The following is a 19,268-nucleotide window of genomic DNA, read 5'->3' on the forward strand; positions in this document are numbered from 1 at the left end:
GGCATCCGCTACTTCTGTAAATCAATATTCGTGCAATAAAGTTATAAAAATGCAAATCCCCCTTCATACATCACCTATAAATCTAATCGTGGAAAATCGACAGATTCTGCGCTTTCTCCGTGATATAGTATTGATCAAATTACGGCCTTTAAGGGCAAATTAATGAGAATAACTGAGAGGAGTAAACTTATGTATTTTGATTTTTATTCGGTGAATGACTGGATCAAAACGTATCCAATGAGTGTGAAAACCGTCTATAAATTACACACCTTGCCTGACTATGACATCAATCACCGGATTATCGAGAGCAATAAATACATATTATTTTACACTCTTGATGGCGAAGGCAGTATTCAGGTGGACGGACAAGGATTTACGGTTCAATCTAACAGCCTTATTTTTGCAAACGCTACCAAATCACTAGCCTACCAGTGCTCGGGTGAGCAATGGAACTTCTGGTTGTTCGAGTTCAAGACTGAACCCTTCTTATTAACACCTAACTACATTTATCATACTCCCTTCAAAATGAACTACTTTGATCTGTGCGATCAAATTCTACTTAGTCTAAAAGAAGATCGGCAGCAACTTGCCTCTGCTTACTTCTACCTTTTCTATTCTGTACTCGTAAGTACGCTGGAAAGTGGCGGGAACTCATTCAATATGAGTGTCATTAATAAGAGTCTTGAATATATGAAGGAAAATATCATGAATTTCTCGGTTCAATCTCTCTCCCAATACTTAAATGTTCCGATACGGACTCTGTTCTATATATTCAATAAAGAAGTTGGAACTTCACCGAATCGATATTTCCAAGGGATCAGAACAGAGCTTGGAAAAGAATACTTAGAGAGCACCAACCTGAGTATTTCAGAGATATCCCACCACTTAGGTTATTGCAGCTCAAGTCATTTTTCTACCGTGTTTAAGCAATTTGTAGGTGTTAGACCCGCGCAATACAGACGTGAGTTCGAACTCCGAAATTTAGGTTAGCACCACAACGGAATACATGTAGACATTTTGACATATTTCAAACTCCCTTACTTGCCTCCTAAAATGTTAGAATAGAATGATCCGTCACAATATACTATAGGAGCAAGATAAGTGAGAACACATCCAATCTATTTTTTACGTATAGCAGGTCTTCTTGATGGGATATCTTTATTAGTACTACTGTTAATCGCCATGCCCTTGAAATATGTTTGGGGGATCGATCAAGCCGTATCGATCACTGGCAGTATTCATGGTGGGATATTCATGTTATATGCGCTGTCCATCCTATATGCTGCAGTTCGAGTGGAATGGAGCTTTTTCTGGCCTGTTACTGCATTGATCGTGGCCTTTATACCATTCGGTAATTTCGTGCTAGACTGGAAGCTCAAGAAGGTACAGAGCAAGTTTAGTGTTAAGCCTTTTAACTATGCCCTGCTTGTGTACAGCATCGTATTTTTCTCGTTTTTTGATTTATTCTCTCAGCTGCCAGTGATGAGTACATTTGCAGCTTCTGTTGGGGCAAGTGCATTTATTGTAGGATTTGTCATCGGCTTATACTCGTTAGCGAATACCTTTGGTAATATATTATCCGGCATCCTAACAGACAAGTTTGGCCCTTTCAAAATCTTAATGCTCGGATTGATTCTATCAAGCTGTGCGCTGTTGTTATATCATTTCGTAGAAGAGCCGACATTCTTAATTATAGTCCGAATCATACATGGTTTTGTCTCCGGGATGATTGTTCCGGCTGCCTTTACCTTCTCTGCGAATACAACGATTAATGAACAGCAAGGAAAAAAATCGGCTTTAACCGGCACGTTTGTCGGACTTGCCGCCATTATCGGTCCCGCATTTAGCGGAATCATGGCAAGTAAAACGTCAGTTCCCTTTGTATTTACATGCGTTGCACTGATCGGGTTCGTTCTTGCGATCGTTTCTGCTATCTTCCTCGGCAGGTATAAGCCTATAAAGAAAGAGAAGAGTGAGAGTAGCAATCTTACATCAGCTTCAATTTTTAATTCAGGTGTGGTTAAGGCATATGCGGGGGCCTTCTTCTTAATGTTCTCCCAAGGCGTCATCGCTTACTTGCTACCTCTACATGTTCAGACCCTTGGATATGATTCAAAACTAAGCGGTACGCTAATGAGCACATTCGGAATTATTGCTGTTCTCGTATTTGTTCTGCCAACGAATCGCATATTCGATCGTGTGGCCTCTTCGATAACGATGGCCTTAGGCATTGGATTCATGGGAATCAGCCAGCTGCTTATTGGTCAGTCTACATCCACAACAGCTCTTTATTTCGTATTAGGTCTCTATGGTATAGGTTTCGCTTTCTTATTCCCATCGATCAATACGATGCTCATTAAAGCAACACCTAAAGAACTCCGCGGAAAAGCCTACGGTTACTTCTACGCATTCTTTTCATTAGGTGTTGTTGCCGGATCTACCGTGTTAGGATGGCTGCCATTCAACATCGTTGGAGGATTTACATTTACAGGTATCCTACTTCTCTTATTTGCAGGTGTCGTCGTCTTTACCAAGCAGAAACAAAGAGCACTAACATAGATTGCCCATCAACAAAACACGCCCCTCTTGAAAGGGCGTGTTTTGTTCAATTATATTGATTTATCTTCTGTCTATCCTTTAATGGCAGCAGCTGCACGATCATGAAAGTTCATGCCGTCCGTCACGGCCTCTACATAGCCAGCGCGGATGACAAAATCACCAAAGTGCTCACCGTCTTTACGTTCAGCAGCATAACGCTGAATGATCGGCTTTAAGGTATCGATGATTTCTTCTTCACCAATATTTTCACGGTACAACTTACTTAGTCGATCCCCAGAGAATCCAGCACCCATGTACATATTATATTTACCAGGTGATTTCCCAATAAACGCGATTTCACCTAGAGCAGGACGTGCGCATCCGTTCGGACATCCCGTCATACGAATATTAATTTCCTCATCCCTTAAGCCAGCTTCCTCAAGAATCGGCTCCAGCTTGTCGATCAGGGTCGGTAAGTAGCGTTCTGCCTCTGCCATAGCCAGACCGCAAGTCGGGAGTGCGACACATGACAACGCACTGCGGCGCAGAGCCGAATACTGCGTCCCTTCTGCAATACCGTATTCCTGAAGTATAGCTATAATTTTCGTCTTTTTCTGACTACTCACGTTAGCAATTACGAGGTTCTGATTAGCCGTAAGACGAAAATCTCCCGTATGGATCTTCGCGATTTCACGCAGCGCGGTTCTGAGCTTATAATCTTCAGAATCCACAATTCGTCCACTTTGAATGTACAGCGTCAAATTCCATTTGCCATCCTTACCTTTAATCCAGCCATATCGGTCACCTGTATGATCGAACTTGAATTCACGTGCAGCCTCAAGCTCCCAGCCAAGTCGATCATGGAGTTCATCGACAAACCACTCTAGGCCGTGACGATCAATCGTATATTTGAATCGCGCATATTTACGAACCGAACGATTTCCATAATCTCGCTGAATCGTAACCGTCTTCTCTGCTACATCCAGTATACGATCCGGTGTTACGAAGCCAATAACGCGGGCCAGCTGTGGATACGTAGCGGCGTCACCATGGGTCATTCCCATACCGCCCCCAACACTGACATTAAAACCAACAAGCTTTCCTTCTTCAACGATTGCGATAAAACCAAGATCCTGTGAATACACATCAACGTCGTTGGACGGCGGTACTGCAATACCGATCTTAAACTTCCGTGGCAGGTATACAGGGCCATAGATAGGCTCAACTTCATCAGTAGTAGCACCGTTCTGCTCCAGACTGTCTACAACCTTCTCTCCATCAAGCCAGATCTCATGGTATGCAGGTGTCTTTGGCGCTAAATGTGACGTCAACTGCTGTGACCAATAGAAAACCTCACTATGAATTTCGGATTGATAAGGATTCGGATTACACATCACATTACGGCTAACATCACCGCAAGCCGCCAGTGTCGTAAGTAAGGCTTCATTGATTTCTTGGATGGTTTTTTTCAAATTCCATTTCAGTACACCATGTAGTTGGAACGCCTGACGTGTTGTTATACGAAGACTTCCAGTTCCGTACTTGTCAGCTAGCTCATCCATAACGAGCCACTGTTCTGGGGTAGATACACCTCCCGGTGTAACAATCCGAAGCATGAATTGATAGTACGGTTCGAGCTTTTGCTTCTCACGCTCATTCCGGTAATCACGATCATCCTGCATATAGCTGCCGTGGAATTTAAGCAACCTGTTATCAAGCTCAGGTAATCCACCTGTAATTCGGTTAGCAAGTGACTTCGTCAATGATCCACGTAAATAGTTACTTTCTTCCTTCAATTGTTCTACATCGCTCGGAGGCCCGCCAATTGGCTCTACCTTATGTTTTTTTGCCATTGCTAATAGCTCCTTTACCCCATGATTTGTTTATTCACTTATTTCGATATGAAGCGTCCGCTATAGCTAAAACACTTAGTATACGTCACGTTGGTATCGTCCTTGCTCTTGTAGTTCAGACAGATATGTCGCTGCTTCTTCCGGAGATTTCCTTCCGTACTGACCAATAATCGCAAGCAAAGCAGCTTGAACATCATGCGCCATATGCTTCTCGTCGCCACATACATATACATGCGCACCTTTCTCCAGCCAATCGTAAAACTCCTGACCATTCTCCAGCATCCGCTGCTGCACATAAACTTTCTCATCCGTGTCTCTCGAGAAAGCAACGTCCAACTTCGTCAATACACCATCACTCAGCATGCGCTGCCAGTCTGTCTGATACAGGAAGTCTGTTACAAAATGTCTATCACCGTAAAATAACCATGAATCTCCAGTGGCACCAAGTTCCTCGCGTTCCTCAAGAAAAGCACGGAACGGTGCAACCCCCGTACCAGGTCCCACCATGATTACAGGTGCTTCCGGATTAACCGGAAGCTTGAAATTCGGATTTTGCTGAATGAAAATCGGTAGTTTATCACCCGGTTCTAGTCGCTCGGACGTAAATCCAGAACAAACGCCCTTGCGTTCACGACCATGAGCATCGTATTCCACTTTCCGAATCGTTAAATGCACTTCCTCGGGATGAGAATTCGAGCTACTTGCTATGGAATATAACCTTGGCGGTAACTTACGGAGTATCATAGCAATATCACTTGCTGTAAGTGTCCAAGGCGCATAATCATGAAGCAGATCAAGCAGATCGCGTCCATGAATATAAGCTTTCAAATCTTCTTTATTCTCTGGTTTCACCAGTTCTGCTAATTGGCTGTTTCCGGAGAAGGCTGCCGCTTTCTCAATTAAAGGTTTGGTTAACACCGTAATCTCGTAATGATGTAGAAGTGCCGCTTGCAGAGACGAAGTTTCTCCTGCCTTACCGATGACAACGGTCTCTTCCGGATCCCATCCTAAAAATGAAATAATATCATTCACTAAATCCGGATCGTTCTGCGCATATACACCAACTGCATCTCCTGGTTTATATGTCAGACCGGAGTCTTCAAGCGAAAGCTCAATATGCCTAGTCTCACGATCCGAACCTCTGCCATTCAGATTTATATTTTCCAACACTTCGGCCATAAATGGGTTCGTTCGCGTATACTCTGATGAATCAGCAGTAGCGATAGGTGTGAATGCAGTTGCCGATGCAAATTGTGAAGAAACCGATGTATGAACTGTACTCACTGCACTATTAATAGCTGCAATCCATCCCGCAGCAGAATCCTCAAAATCCACATCACAGTCTACTCGGTTTACAATTCGTTCTGCACCAAGTTCAGCAAGCCTTGTGTCAAAATCCTGTCCAGTCTTGCAGAAGAATTCATAAGATACATCCCCGAGGGCAAGGACTGAAAATTTAGTATCATCCAGTCTAGGTGCACGCTTGCTATACAAATACTCATAGAAAGTCAGCGCATTATCCGGCGGGTCGCCTTCTCCATGTGTACTGACAAGAATAAACAGATAACCGGCTTTCTTGAGATTATTCGTCTTGTATTTGTTCATTGCAGACAATGTAACATTAAAGCCTTGCTCCTTGAGACTGTCAGCAAGCCTGCCTGCTAATCTCTGCGAGTTACCGGTCTGTGATCCGAATAATATGGTCGCTTCGCGCGGAACTTGAGGTACGACTGCCGCTGCAGATGCCTCCAATACGTCCGTTACAGCCAATTCCGATGCAACGGTGTTAACAACATTACCAGTACCAGCATGATAAAACGTTAAATATCCACCTAGCCAATTCAATTGGGCCTCCGTTAATGTTGGGAGCAGCTTATTGATTAACTCTGCTTGCTCGCTTGTAAACGGACTATTCGTCACTTGAAGTTGCAACAACATCCACCTCACATTAATATGTATAAATCCGACCGTATTACTTTGTTTTAATCTACATTTATACTAACTCAGTCTCATGAAAGGTTCAATGTGTTCTTTAATATTTTTTTATAATAATTCCCAAAATAATTATTTAGCTTGCTTCTTCACAGAACTGCGAGTCCATTCCCCCGCTATTTGTTATCATCTTCTCTATGGAGTAGACTGTATTTTAATACAAGGAGGTTAATGATGGGTATTATTATTAGACAAGAAACTACCGACGATATGAATGAGGTATATCATGTTGTTGAAAACGCTTTTGAGAATGCAGAACACTCCGACCATGACGAACATCATTTAGTAAACAGGCTTCGAGGGAGTTCCAACTTCATACCTGAACTCTCACTAGTTGCTGAATACAATGGAAGTATTGTCGGCCATATTCTGTTCACAGAAATAACTGTTGGAGATGATACCTTGATTGCTTTGGCACCTGTTGCAGTTTTACCAGAAATGCAAAATAAGGGCATTGGAAAACGCCTGATTATAGAAGGTCACAACATTGCTTCAAAGCTTGGGTACAGAGGTTCCGTTGTTCTCGGTCATGCGTCGTACTATCCAAAGTTCGGATATAAAAAAGCGAGTCAATATGGCATTACAGCACCCTTTGAAGTTTCAGACGATAACTTTATGGCACTAGAGCTTATAAACGGAGGACTTTCAGGGGTTCAAGGTGTTGTGGAATACGCCAAAGAATTTTTTCAACAGTAGATCATTTTGAACATGTATTTAAAAGAATTCTATTAAAAAACCAGATACCACATGAATGTGGTATCTGGTTTTTGTCTTTAATCTACTACTTCTTCGGAGTATGCGCTATTTGAGTTTTATGTTGATATGTGGATAATAAAACACCGCCTACAATGAACATTGATCCTAATAGTTCTACTCCTGCAATTGGTTTGTACAGTAATATGAATCCCATAATCATGGCAACAAAAGGCTCTAAGTTAGATAAAATGGACGCCTTCGAAGCATCAACATGGCGAATGTTATTATTCCAGATCAGTGTGGCAATACCATGCACTAAAACCGCTGTTCCAATGAGCAGTAGCCAAGCGTAGGAATTCGTACTTATTCGCACTAAAGGATCTGCGAAAAATGCAAATGGTATAGACACGAAAAGTCCCACTACGTTGGAGTAAAAAGTGATTGTTAGTGAATCGACTTTTTGTGAGAGGACCCTGGTCATCACGATCATGATTGAAAATGTTACCATGGTTACAACAATCCACATCAATCCTTTTTCAAAATGCACAGATGATAAGTCGCCTTTCGCAACAACAAAATAAATCCCGATAATGGCAACGATAGAACCGAGAAGCATACGCATCGTTAATTTTTCCTTTAAGAAAACAGCTGCCAAGAACCCTGTTAATATAGGAGTCGTTGCTAATATTAATGCAGATGTTGTTGGATCTGCCGTTTCTAGACCTACAAAAAAAGACCATTGATTTATAAATACCCCAATCACACCTAGCACAATTATTGAAATAAATTCAGATCTATTCACTCGTTTGAAATGTTTTTTATGCAATGACAAACCAAGTAAGAAGATAACAATAAATAAAAGTCTCAGTGATGTTAATAAAGATGGAGAGAAATCTTGGACTAGCATCTTACCGAATACAAAATTACTGCCCCATACGACTACACATAAAGTGAGCCAAAGATAAGATTTGAACATTTATTACACTTCTCCTTAATCATGCTGTTTTTATCTACCCGATTTTGACCCACAAAAAAAAAGACCGAGTCCTAGAGAAAGGTACGCGGTCTACATGTATTGTCATTACCTAGTGCCTTACTTGATGTGGTAGAAAGATCTATTATGGTGCATCCTGATGGGTATAGTCAATAAAAAAACATCCTTACTTATCATTGGGGATTGCCTTCGAACCGAGAGACCCCTTCCCTCACGCGAGGCGCGACTTCTGTTCCCATGAGTCTTATAGATTCCATCACATCCGCATGTGGCATCGTACCGTGCGGCACATGTAAGAAGAATCGTCTGATCCCCACATGCTTGCGAAGGTGAATGATTTTGTTCGCAACCGTTTCTGGATCGCCAACATATAAAGCACCTTCAAAACTACAAGCTGCATCATAATCTGAACGATGATAGGGAGGCGTCCCTTTCTCGATCGCCCTCACGTTCGTACGTGCAAATGTTGAAGGGAAGAACTTCTCAATAGCCAATGGCGTAGTTGCCGCAACAAAGCCATGAGAGTGCGACGCAATGGGTAACCGCGAAACATCATACCCAGCCTCAGCCGCTGACTTCTTGTAATGTTGCACCTGAGAAACGAAATCTAAAGGACGTACTCCTCCAATAATGGCTAAAACGAAGGGCAATCCAAGTGAACCTGTACGGATTGCAGATGCTGGACTTCCCGCACTTCCAATCCATATCGGCAAAGGATTCTGTACAGGTCGTGGGTAGATCCCCAGATTGTGTATTGCTGGTCTATGTTTACCTGTCCAATTAACGATCTCTGACTTCTGAATTGCTAATAGCAGCTCTAATTTTTCATCAAACAAAGTTTCATAATCATTCAGGTCGTAGCCGAATAACGGGAATGACTCTAGGAATGAACCTCGACCTACCATAATCTCTGCACGTCCATTCGAAATACCATCTAGCGTTGCAAAATCCTGAAATACACGTACAGGATCCGCTGATGACAGGATCATGACTGCACTAGTTAATCGAATCCGACTTGTTAGGGACGCGCCGGCTGCTAGTACCACGGCGGGAGATGAAGCAGCGTAATCATGACGGTGATGTTCACCCACACCGAATACATCGAGTCCTACCTGATCCGCTAGTACAATCTCCTCTACCACTTCACGCAAACGTTCAGCGTGGCTAATTGTCTCCCCTGTCTGAACATCTGGTGTTGTCTCGACAAATGTGCTTATCCCAAGCTCCACGCTTTGTTTCCTCCTCCTCCTTTTTCATTGGTCTTATTTTCTAATTATTCATGGTGAATTATTCACTGACTATCATATAACCTTGCGTAATACCCTCCACTTGCTAGCAATTCATCATGTGTACCACTCTCCACGATATCTCCGTCTTTCATGAATAGAATCAAATCCGAATCACGAATCGTAGACAATCGGTGAGCGATAACAAAACTCGTGCGACCGGATATCATTTTCAGAAAAGCCTTCTGAATTCGGATCTCCGTAAGCGTATCGATACTGCTGGTAGCTTCATCTAATATGAGCATAGGCGGATCTACCAGCATAACCCTTGCAATTGTCAACAACTGTTTCTGACCCTGGGAGAGATTATCCCCCGAGCCACTGATTTTCGTAGCATATCCTTCGGGTAAACGCTTGATGAAGCTGTGAGCATTAGCCGCCTTAGCGGCAGCAATAACTTCTTCATCCGTTGCCTCAGGCTTACCATACGCGATATTATCTCTGATACTGCCCCCAAAGAGCCAAGTGTCCTGCAGAACCATACCGAAATTACGACGTAGACTGTCTCTAGTCATCATCTTAATATCTATACCGTCAATCTTAATCGAGCCACGATCCACATCGTAGAAACGCATAAGCAAATTTACAAGTGTAGTCTTGCCTGCACCCGTCTGTCCAACGATGGCCACCCGAGTTCCTGGCTTTACCTCTAAACTAAAATTGTTAATAAGCGGACGATCTGACTGATATGCGAAACTAACTTGGTCAAATACTATAGTGCCTTGACTCGTGCTATTTTCTTTCGCTTCTATAGCATCCGGCTGTTCTGGAGTTGCATCCAAAACAGCGAATATACGCTGGGCAGAGGCTGTTGCAGATTGAAGCTGCGTAATAACACCCGTAATTTCATTAAACGGTTTCGCGAACAGATTCGAATAAATCAAGAAACTCGACAAGTCTCCTACACTTACTAAACCGCGAATGACCATAACACTTCCTATCATCGCGATCACTGAGAACGTAATGTTATTTACCAGCCGTGTCGTCGGATTCGATAAAGACCCGTAAAACTGTGACTTCACTCCTGCCTGATATAAGGTCTCATTCTGGTCTACAAAGTTCTTAATCGCCCGTTCCTCATAATGATAGGCGGTGACCACCTTCTGACCACCAATCATTTCTTCAACATACCCATTTAACCCACCAAGGATCTTCGCCTGCTCCCTAAACATCTTTTGAGAACGCATCGTAATGAAACGCGCTACAAAAAATGTAACTGGAGCCGATATAAGCACAACCAACGTCATGATCGGACTAATGTACAACATAAGTGCAATCGCACCCACAATGGTAATGGCACCGGTTAGTAATGTAGACAAGCCTTGCAGCAGTCCATCAGAAACAGCGTCCATATCGTTAACAAAACGACTGATGCTGTCCCCTTGTGGATGGTTATCGTGAAACTTTAGCGGCAAAACATTCAGTTTATTAAAAAGTTCACGACGCAAATCATATACGGTTCGATAGGCGATTCGATTACTTAAATAGGTAAGCAACCAGCCGAAGAAACTTCCAACAGCATACACTATCGCCAAAATAACAAGCAGTCGAAGTACGGCCTTGAAATCCACTTCACCCGGTCCAACCATATAATCTATCGCCCAACCGATGAGTAGGGGGCCGACTAGACTAGCAATGACACTGAGGATAGCGCATATGGTTGCCCAGAGGGTTAATCTTCTATATTGACCTGTATATGCAATCAATCTCTTCCAAATATTATTCTTATTCATTGGCCTGACTCCTCACTTGCTCCCTGAGACAAGCAGATTTCTTGGTACACTTCGCAACCAATCAGTAGTTCTTCATGGGTTCCGATACCAGCAATTCGCCCTTCCTCAAACACTAAGATTTTATCTGCTCTCCGAACTGTACTTACTCTCTGTGATACCACAAGTACTGTCATTTCCCGGCTATGCTCCTTCAGCGCCTGACGCAGTGCTGCATCTGTAGCAAAATCGAGTGCACTGGACGAGTCATCTAAAATAAGTATTGAGGGTTTACCCACTACAGCGCGAGCTATCGTCAAGCGTTGCTTTTGCCCACCAGATAAGTTCAATCCTCCCCGAGAAATATTCGTCTCGAATCCCTCCGGTAGCTTACTTATAAATTCTTCTGCTTGTGCGATGGATGCAGCTTGCATAATCTCTTCATCAGTTGCATCTTCTTTACCCCAGCGAATATTCTCAGCAACTGTTCCCGTAAAAAGAACGGCTTTCTGCGGGACGATCCCAATCTTTTTGCGGAGCTGTTGTAGCTTATAATCCTTAACATTCAACCCATCCACCTTAACTTCACCCTGAACCGCATCATAAAATCGAGGAATTAAGTTCACAAAGGTGGATTTACCGGAACCCGTACTTCCAATCAGACCAACGGTCTCCCCCGGATGGATATCAACCGAGATCTCCTCGAGCGCCATATCCCCCGTGCTGTTATAGGCAAAAGATACGTGATCAAATGAAATCGCAGGAACGTGATGCTTCACAGACAGAGGCTCTGCATTTCCTTCTTCAGAGACAGATGCTTGAACAGCCAGAACCTCACTAACCCGGTTAGCGGAAGATGATGCTTTTGTAAAAATAATAACGAGATTCGATACCACAATGAGGGCAAGTAGGATTTGGGTGATGTAATTAATGAAGGCAATAATCTCGCCCTGAGATAAGTTACCTGCTTCAATATGGATGCCGCCTACCCACAGAATAGCAATGATTGCAGCATTTACGACAAGTGTAGTCATAGGACCTAACAAAGCCGAAATCCGAGAGACTCGAATCGCTGTCGACGTCAAATCATCCGAAGCTTCGTCGAACCGTTCTTTCTCTTTACGTCTTTTTGCAAACGCACGAATAACCCTTATACCCGATAGATTCTCACTAAGCACGAGCGCAAGTCTATCCAGCTTCTGTTGGTATTGGCGATATAACGGAGCGCTACGAGTAATGATGAAATAAAGAATGATACCTACGATTGGTGTTGCAGCAAGCAAAATCAGCGACAGTCTAAAATCGAGGATCATGGACATCATGATCGCCCCGATACAAATAAAAGGTGCACGAATTACGAGACGAATGAGCATCGCAACCGCAAGCTGAAGCTGATTCACATCATTTGTAAGCCGATTAATCAGAGTCGGTGTCCCGAAGGTATCCAGCTCTGTGTACGATAAAGATGTAATATGCTTGAACAACTTATTCCGAAGCGTAGTACCGAATCCTTGAGATGCCCGTGCCGCGTAATATTGACACACCATGGAACAAGCGAAGCCTAATAACGACATCATTAACATAAGTCCACCCATACGGTACACATATGTACTGTCATGATTGCCAACTCCGTTGTTAATGATCAGTGCAACAATGGTTGGCAACAGTAGCTCCAAAATCGCTTCAAGCAACTTGAAAAATGGACCGATAATCACTTCTTTTCTGTACGGCTTTAGAAACACAGCAATTTTCAACACAATCATTCACACCCAATTAAGTATTTGATATATGTATAAGAACAGCTATGATTATGTCATAATCATTAACATATTAATAATATTGGTTTCATATCAATTCAATACGAAAAACGTATGTCAGTTCTCGGAGGATTCTTTTCATGGATATTAGACAACTGAAATATTTCTTAGCTATAGCAGAGGAAGGCCAGATTACATCAGCCGCCCGAAAACTAAAAATGGCACAGCCACCACTCAGTCAACAACTAAAACTGCTTGAGGAAGAGCTCGGAGTAAAGCTCGTCGACCGTGGGCCGCGTAGCATTAAGCTTACCGAAGCAGGTACGATTCTGAGGAACCGAGCCCAGCAGATTCTGGAGTTAACCGAATCCACAACTCGGGAAATCCATGATTGTGTCAAAGGCGTAAAGGGAACACTCTCCATCGGCACGGTTTCTTCTTCAGGAGCGACATTGCTACAGGATCGATTATGTGAGTTCCACAAAACATATCTTGGCGTTAAGTTTGAAATCCATGAAGGAAACACCTTTACTATCATCGATCTGCTGAATAAAGGCATCGTGGAAATCGGAATCATACGCACACCTTTTAACGTTACAAATCTCGAATGTTTATACACAAAAGCTGAACCCATGATTGCTGTAATGACACCTGATTATGATTGGACAAGAGATGAACAATTCATTAATATCGGTGAATTAGAAAATAAGCCACTCATTATTTACCGACGTTTTGAACAGTTAATCCGCGAGACTTGTCTGGAGAATGGTTTCGATCCACTCATTTTCTGTATGAACGACGACGCACGAACTACATTACTTTGGGCGAATGCTGGACTAGGGATCGGCATTATACCTAAATCCGCCTTTGAATTAACGAACAACTCCAATCTGATCTATAAAACCATTCACAATGAATCACTTCAAACCAGCGTAGCAGCTGTCTGGATTAAGGATAAATATTTGTCTTCGCTTGCTTCTAAGTTTATTGATAGCTTTCAGGGAGCTTAGTTGTCTAATACTTCCGATGTGATAGTTCCCTTTCTGTTGTGAGGCGCTCCGCGTACGAATCATTCCTCCCATCGCTGCTTCGTGCATATTCATTAAAAATTAACGCAATCAAATTGCTCTGTTCCAAAAAAGGAAGCAAGGTTCTTACTTACCCATAGTCTATTATAGTGGGCGACAATAAATAAAAAGGCCGAAGACTGGGGCTCCTGTAGAGCCTGCCTTCGACCTTTTTGATTTGAAATCACTACATATTCGCAATTAACTTTGCAATGGCTGCGAGATCCGCAATATCGATTTTGCCATCACCGTTCATGTCCGCTGCTTTCGCTTTCTGCCAATCAGGACTTGCTTCTGTTAAACCATAATGAGCCGCTGCAATCGCCAGATCACCGATGCTAACCTTGCCATCCTGATTAATATCCCCTAGAGTTCCACCCGTCGTAACCTGAATGCTAATAGAGGACGGAGTTGCTGTTTCTTCGTCGCCTATATGATCCCCAAGCAGAGCATTCGATATTGAGATCGTACCTGAAGTAGATTGTGACACGTTTTTAGCTTGAAAAGTCACTTCAAGTATTTGTGCTTCGCCATTCACTGCATTGTTCTGACCTTGGCTTGCAGCAATAAACCTTAACTTGCCTGGAGTATCACTCACAGTCTCCAGAAGGTTGAATCCGTCTATCAACGACCTAGCGGAAACATACTCAAATACATTCGAATCGTAATTCATCGTGATATCTTGTGCGAATATCTCTTTAGTCAGGTGACTCAGACCAAAATCAATCTGGAATTGTTGCCCGGCTGATACAGAAGCATTGCCATGCAATGTAGTACTCGGTTTCTCTACTGTTCCAGATCCAACTGTGATGAGACTTACTGAAGTATGACCGCCATCTACGGTTGTCGCGGTTATGGTTGCCGTACCCACCTGTAAGCCGGTCACTGTGGCACGACCGTCCGTCACCATCACTTTTGCGATGTTGTCGTCGCTACTTGACCAGGTTACGGATTTGTCCGTTGCGTCGACAGGTGTTACAGTTGCTGTTAACTCTACCGTTTCTCCTGGTTTCAGCGTGATGGCAGTCTGATCGATTTGAACACCGCTAGCAGGTACGCGTAGTGGGTGTCCAAATACAAGAAACTCTTGAAACGCTGTCCAGTTCTGTCCAGGCGCTTGATCGAATGTGATCCGAACATACCTTCCCTGTGCATTGAAAGGATGAGACTGCACCTGGCTTGTGTCGGTATTATTCACTTTATCTACAACCGTTTTCCAAGTCGTGTTATCCTTAGAAACCTCGATCTTATACTTCCACAACACTTGCTTCTCAAAATGAATTTCGCTGCCTAACAGATCGTAGTTATCTCCCAAGTCGACTGCCCACCAATTGCCGGCACTTCCGCCGCTTGCAATCCACATGCTGGACAAATCACCATCGTTGCCCTTAGATGAAGGGCTGGACGAGCTAATAGCAGTTGATGGCTTATTCAAGGCAAGATTCGAAGGCCGAGGTGAGACGGTTACCTGGCTTGTCGCTTTGAAATCTCCATCCATGCTGGTCGCAGTAATCTTTACGCTCCCTGCTTTTAAGCCTGTAATAACGGCTTTTCCTTCAACGGATGCTTGCACTTTTGCTATAGCTTCATCACTGCTGGACCAAGTTACTTTCCTGTTCCAAGCGTCCAATGGCAGCACCGTTGCAGTAAGTTCTGAAGTTTCACCCTCGATTATTGTAATCGTTATTTTGTCCAGCTGAACCCCGGTTGCAAAAGGGCCTGTTTCCACAACCTTAATCTCCATCGTCGCTTTAAATCCTCCGTCCACCGTAGTTGCGGTTATGGTTGCCGTGCCTTTCCCTTTTGCTGTAACAGTACCATCGTTGTCTACGGTAGCAATACTCTCATTACTTGTCTTCCAGACAAGGGCCTTGTTGCTGGCATGGATCGGTACGACCGAAGCGATCAACTTCGCAGATTTGTTGGTATCCAAGTTGAGTGTCAACTGCGGTTTCTCCATCGTAATACCGGTTACCGGTACGCCCTTTGTATTTACTCCAAAACCTTTAAACTCTACTAATCCGTTGATTTGGGAGGATACATTGACTGCGCTCATAAACAAACCAACATCCTGCTTCTCAGCGCTACTCGGCACATTTGCGGTGCCAACGGTCGTCCAGGTCGTTCCATCTGAACTACATGAACCTGTGAACTTAGTACCTGCACGGTCAAGCTTAATGTATACAGGCGCAGCAAAGCCCGCTTTGGACGATACAGATTCGAACATCCCGTCACCGTTCGCATCCCATGAAAACACACAGCCATTACTTGGCGTAACTGCAATATTTACATAGCCGCCAGAGTTATTTGCTGCTAAATCGTTTCTGACGATAATGCCAGCCCTTGCCCATCCCCACGTATTATCCTGATGGATGACATCTGTTGTCACCGAGGAATCCGCGGTTAATGTTTGATCCTGATAAATGGCTCCGTAACCATTCGTACCGCCCCACAAATCTTCTCCGCCACCATATATTCCAAACGTATCCCCCGACTGCCCAAACTGAGCATTGTTAAATGAGACCGTTTTATAGGGCGCTTCAATACCTTTTGATACAAAAAGGCGAAGTTTACTGATGGCTTTCTCTGTAAGATCTCCTATCTCGTACGTTGACTCCACTGACAATGCTTGAAGTAGTTGATCAAGAGTGCTTAGATCGGACATAGTTGTCACTTCGAATTTCACTGTGAATGACTCTCCAGGATTGATCTGATCAATCGTTGTTGCTGTCAGAGCTTTCACTGTAAATGAAGAAACCGGAGCAACGGAAACAGCTACCTTTTTAGCAAATGTAAAGCTATAGTCATTTTTCAAGGTTGCCGTAATGGTTACCGGTATCCCAGGCATGATAACAGCTTTATCTGCGGTAACGGTAATCCCTAATGGAGACGAGTTGCTGATTTCATCCATTACCTTTTGCGCCAATTCATAAATGTCACCTTGCGGCTCAGTTGCATATTTATTTTGTTGTCTCGACCATGCTTCTCCTTTAGCGTACCAATCGATTTGTTTTTCCGGTCGACCTTCTTCAAGCGCCGACTTTAACTCATCGAAATACGTTTTCCACCGTGAATAATAAAAGTCTCCCACCAAACCGGCCCATTCCCGGTTCGCGTAATCATGAAGCCCGCCTGATGTAGAACCTGAACGGTCCCCCCAAACGGTAAGAATCGACCTGACATCATACTCCAGCAGCGCCTTTTCGGCTTCGTTAGCCGCCATAGCCTTTGCACTTTCCAGCCTTGGCCCAAGTAATGTCTGCGGATTCGTCGCCACGACTTCATCAAGAAGCTTCATCCACTTTAGCCATGTACCCGTGAGCTTATTAAACGTATCCTTGTCTTGTGCATCATAGGCTGCCTTAATCTGAGGCAGAAGGATGCGGCTACGATTGGATAGTACCTGGCGGGTGACATCCATGAGATCATAGCGATATGCGTCATTATTGCGTAATTCCGATTTCACCCGGAGTAAATCAGTTAAGGCTTGATCGAAAGCAAGACCATCATATCGCATACTGCCCGGTGACCAGGCTGCAGCCGTATTTACGGTAAGGCTAGGCTGGGCCCCAAATAGACCATCCTGCGATTCGCTCCATCCATTCGCGGGAGTTTGATAAGCAGTCTGACGAAGGATCTGCCATGCATCCTGCGCGTTCTGATCCGTACCGCCATATCGTCTCTCCGCCCAAGTGTCGAACCACTTTTCCAAGTTAACAGGTCCTTGCTGCCACGCGATTTCTGTGAAAAAGTCAAAGGCAACCGGATTATTCTCACTTCCTTCCGGCATCAATGCAATTCCGGATAGTTTGCTGCCGGACTTCGCCTTCCACTTCCAGTAACTTGTATTCCATTCCGCCAAATTAGCCCCCATTGTCGTATGACCACCGAAATTCCAAATGGACCCGTACGCATATGGGATATTCAGCCAAGATTGTTCTCGATTCAGATTGGCATAGCGGTCTGATAACCCGTCAAGAATGAGCATCTTGGATTTATCAAGTGATGACAGCAACGTTGAAGAAGGATTGTCCTGCCATCCAAGAATCGCCCATATGGCACCAGGATGTGCCGTCTGAAGTGCGGTTTCTACGGCCTTAGCTGCCGTACTGACCGGGACATCTCCCGCATTCCCACCTTCGTGCAGCAGATCCATCTTAAACATCGTTGTAGTACCAAAACGCTGGACTTGATTACGATAAAATGATTCAGCAACTCGCGTGAAAAGTGCATTACGCGGGTCAAGCCAATCGGGACGGTTAAAGCCTACCCAATTGCCCTGAGGAATGATGCGTGCTCCGGGATTCTTATCTACAAACTTTGTAGGTACGGTGCCAAAATAACCAGGAAACACAGGCGTCATTCCGAGTTCTCTTAACCGGTCCGCTATTTTCTTGCCTAATATGGCACGTTCATCAATCAAGTTTTCTGTGATCGGCCCTGTAAAGCAGCACATGTTCTGCAGCAGCCACCACGGCTGATGACTCGGCTGTGGAATCCAATCGCGCATCTCCTGAGCGGAATATCCGAATTCCTGAAAAGTGTCATAGTAGACTGCTTCCTGACCTACTGTCACTAAAACCTCGTTTATTCCGTTTAAAGCCAATACGTCAATCATTCGCTCCCAATCCTGCCAATTCCGGTAGGCTCCGGTATATCCGTCATCCGTATCATTCAGTGCAAAACGATGAGGAACGTTGGCCTTCTGAACAATCTCCTGCTTCGGCAATGGAAGTTGCTCTGGAAGGTTTAGCTGATCCCCGTTCCAGTTAACATTCGCTTTTGCAACATATTTCAAATACCAGTTGAACCCTGTTAGGAGGACAGCTGGACTTGTTCCCGATATTTCTACTAGTCCATCTTGACTTGTAATCTTGAAATGTTCTCCTGTTGTACCTAGAGGTACAGCTAGAAATCGAACCTGTTCGTAGTGATTCGGAACGATCCGTTTCAGCACGTCAACGGCAGGCTTCGTGTTGAATGTTGCTGGTTCAGCCTGGGCTGTTGAAGTCATAGGCGAATCAACTCCAGTTCCTTTGACCGTTACCAGTGTGAAAATCAAACACACAAGAAAAATTACTTTTTTCATACATTCACCTCTTTCATTATTTTCATCCTGTTCGTCCATATCAACTTTAAAGGTACAATTCATGTAAGCGCTTAACAATGATCATCTTTGAAGCAAGTTTGATAATAATTGTGCTAGTATAACAAAAAGAAGCCCCCGAGTTAGACGCTCTATCCGGTCTGACGCTGTAGGGATCAGATACCGATTTTTATACGGAATGGAATCAGTTACTTGATGACCTATTTTGTACAAATAGATTTCGTTTAGCGATTATGATAATCTATTGTAATGATCAATTCTGTACACAA

General features: G+C 43.8%; 11 protein-coding genes. 4 read left to right on the top strand and 7 right to left on the bottom strand.

All coding sequences use genetic code 11. The features are described from left to right. The first annotated feature begins 189 nt into the window (after positions 1-189). On the top strand, positions 190-990 hold the full coding sequence (locus ACK8P5_RS18640) for a helix-turn-helix domain-containing protein (protein WP_422657752.1): 801 nt from the start codon (positions 190-192) through the stop codon (positions 988-990). Positions 991-1,101: 111 nt separating this feature from the next. Continuing rightward, entirely contained in the window at positions 1,102-2,559 is a 1,458-nt protein-coding gene (locus ACK8P5_RS18645; protein WP_422657753.1) for an MFS transporter, read from the top strand. A gap of 71 nt (positions 2,560-2,630) precedes the next feature. On the opposite strand, the gene cysI is transcribed toward ACK8P5_RS18645, so the two are convergent. Further along, complete coding sequence (gene cysI, locus ACK8P5_RS18650) at positions 2,631-4,391, bottom strand: assimilatory sulfite reductase (NADPH) hemoprotein subunit (RefSeq protein WP_422657754.1); 1,761 nt, start codon at positions 4,389-4,391, stop codon at positions 2,631-2,633. 75 nt (positions 4,392-4,466) lie between these two features. Next, positions 4,467-6,323, bottom strand: a complete 1,857-nt coding sequence (locus ACK8P5_RS18655; protein WP_422657755.1) for an assimilatory sulfite reductase (NADPH) flavoprotein subunit — start codon at positions 6,321-6,323, stop codon at positions 4,467-4,469. Between the two features lie 234 nt (positions 6,324-6,557). Between ACK8P5_RS18655 and ACK8P5_RS18660 the strand changes: the two genes are divergently transcribed. Continuing rightward, positions 6,558-7,079 carry a GNAT family N-acetyltransferase gene (locus tag ACK8P5_RS18660; RefSeq protein ID WP_422657756.1) on the top strand — a complete coding sequence of 174 codons (522 nt, stop codon included), beginning with the start codon at positions 6,558-6,560 and terminating at the stop codon, positions 7,077-7,079. A gap of 85 nt (positions 7,080-7,164) precedes the next feature. Here the strand turns inward: ACK8P5_RS18660 and ACK8P5_RS18665 are convergent, their stop codons facing one another. The 4 genes from ACK8P5_RS18665 to ACK8P5_RS18680 form a co-directional block, all read right to left on the bottom strand. Continuing rightward, positions 7,165-8,055: a DMT family transporter gene (locus ACK8P5_RS18665; protein WP_422657757.1), complete on the bottom strand. Its 891-nt coding sequence runs from the start codon at positions 8,053-8,055 to the stop codon at positions 7,165-7,167. 191 nt (positions 8,056-8,246) lie between these two features. After that, positions 8,247-9,302, bottom strand: a complete 1,056-nt coding sequence (locus tag ACK8P5_RS18670; protein WP_422657758.1) for an LLM class flavin-dependent oxidoreductase — start codon at positions 9,300-9,302, stop codon at positions 8,247-8,249. A gap of 62 nt (positions 9,303-9,364) precedes the next feature. Beyond that, positions 9,365-11,092: an ABC transporter ATP-binding protein gene (locus tag ACK8P5_RS18675; RefSeq protein ID WP_422657759.1), complete on the bottom strand. Its 1,728-nt coding sequence runs from the start codon at positions 11,090-11,092 to the stop codon at positions 9,365-9,367. Next, complete coding sequence (locus ACK8P5_RS18680; protein WP_422657760.1) at positions 11,089-12,825, bottom strand: ABC transporter ATP-binding protein; 1,737 nt, start codon at positions 12,823-12,825, stop codon at positions 11,089-11,091. Before ACK8P5_RS18680 ends, ACK8P5_RS18675 begins: the two co-directional genes overlap by 4 nt. A gap of 140 nt (positions 12,826-12,965) precedes the next feature. On the opposite strand from ACK8P5_RS18680, the gene ACK8P5_RS18685 reads away from it, so the two are divergent. After that, positions 12,966-13,835 (top strand): LysR family transcriptional regulator, encoded by an 870-nt coding sequence (locus tag ACK8P5_RS18685; protein ID WP_422657761.1) that lies wholly within the window; start codon positions 12,966-12,968, stop codon positions 13,833-13,835. A gap of 244 nt (positions 13,836-14,079) precedes the next feature. Here the strand turns inward: ACK8P5_RS18685 and ACK8P5_RS18690 are convergent, their stop codons facing one another. Continuing rightward, on the bottom strand, positions 14,080-18,981 hold the full coding sequence (locus ACK8P5_RS18690) for an alpha-N-acetylglucosaminidase TIM-barrel domain-containing protein (RefSeq protein ID WP_422657762.1): 4,902 nt from the start codon (positions 18,979-18,981) through the stop codon (positions 14,080-14,082). Between the last annotated feature and the right edge of the window lie 287 nt (positions 18,982-19,268).

Source organism: Paenibacillus sp. EC2-1, from assembly GCF_049311625.1.
In the GTDB taxonomy this organism is placed as follows: domain Bacteria; phylum Bacillota; class Bacilli; order Paenibacillales; family Paenibacillaceae; genus Paenibacillus_AQ.

Bases quoted from the DNA above. Each gene is read 5' to 3' on its own strand.
- ACK8P5_RS18675 (WP_422657759.1), bottom strand. From the start codon at position 11,092: ATGAATAAGAATAATATTTGGAAGAGATTGATTGCATATACAGGTCAA.
- cysI (WP_422657754.1), bottom strand. From the start codon at position 4,391: ATGGCAAAAAAACATAAGGTAGAGCCAATTGGCGGGCCTCCGAGCGAT.
- ACK8P5_RS18685 (WP_422657761.1), top strand. From the start codon at position 12,966: ATGGATATTAGACAACTGAAATATTTCTTAGCTATAGCAGAGGAAGGC.
- ACK8P5_RS18690 (WP_422657762.1), bottom strand. From the start codon at position 18,981: ATGAAAAAAGTAATTTTTCTTGTGTGTTTGATTTTCACACTGGTAACG.
- ACK8P5_RS18660 (WP_422657756.1), top strand. From the start codon at position 6,558: ATGGGTATTATTATTAGACAAGAAACTACCGACGATATGAATGAGGTA.
- ACK8P5_RS18640 (WP_422657752.1), top strand. From the start codon at position 190: ATGTATTTTGATTTTTATTCGGTGAATGACTGGATCAAAACGTATCCA.
- ACK8P5_RS18665 (WP_422657757.1), bottom strand. From the start codon at position 8,055: ATGTTCAAATCTTATCTTTGGCTCACTTTATGTGTAGTCGTATGGGGC.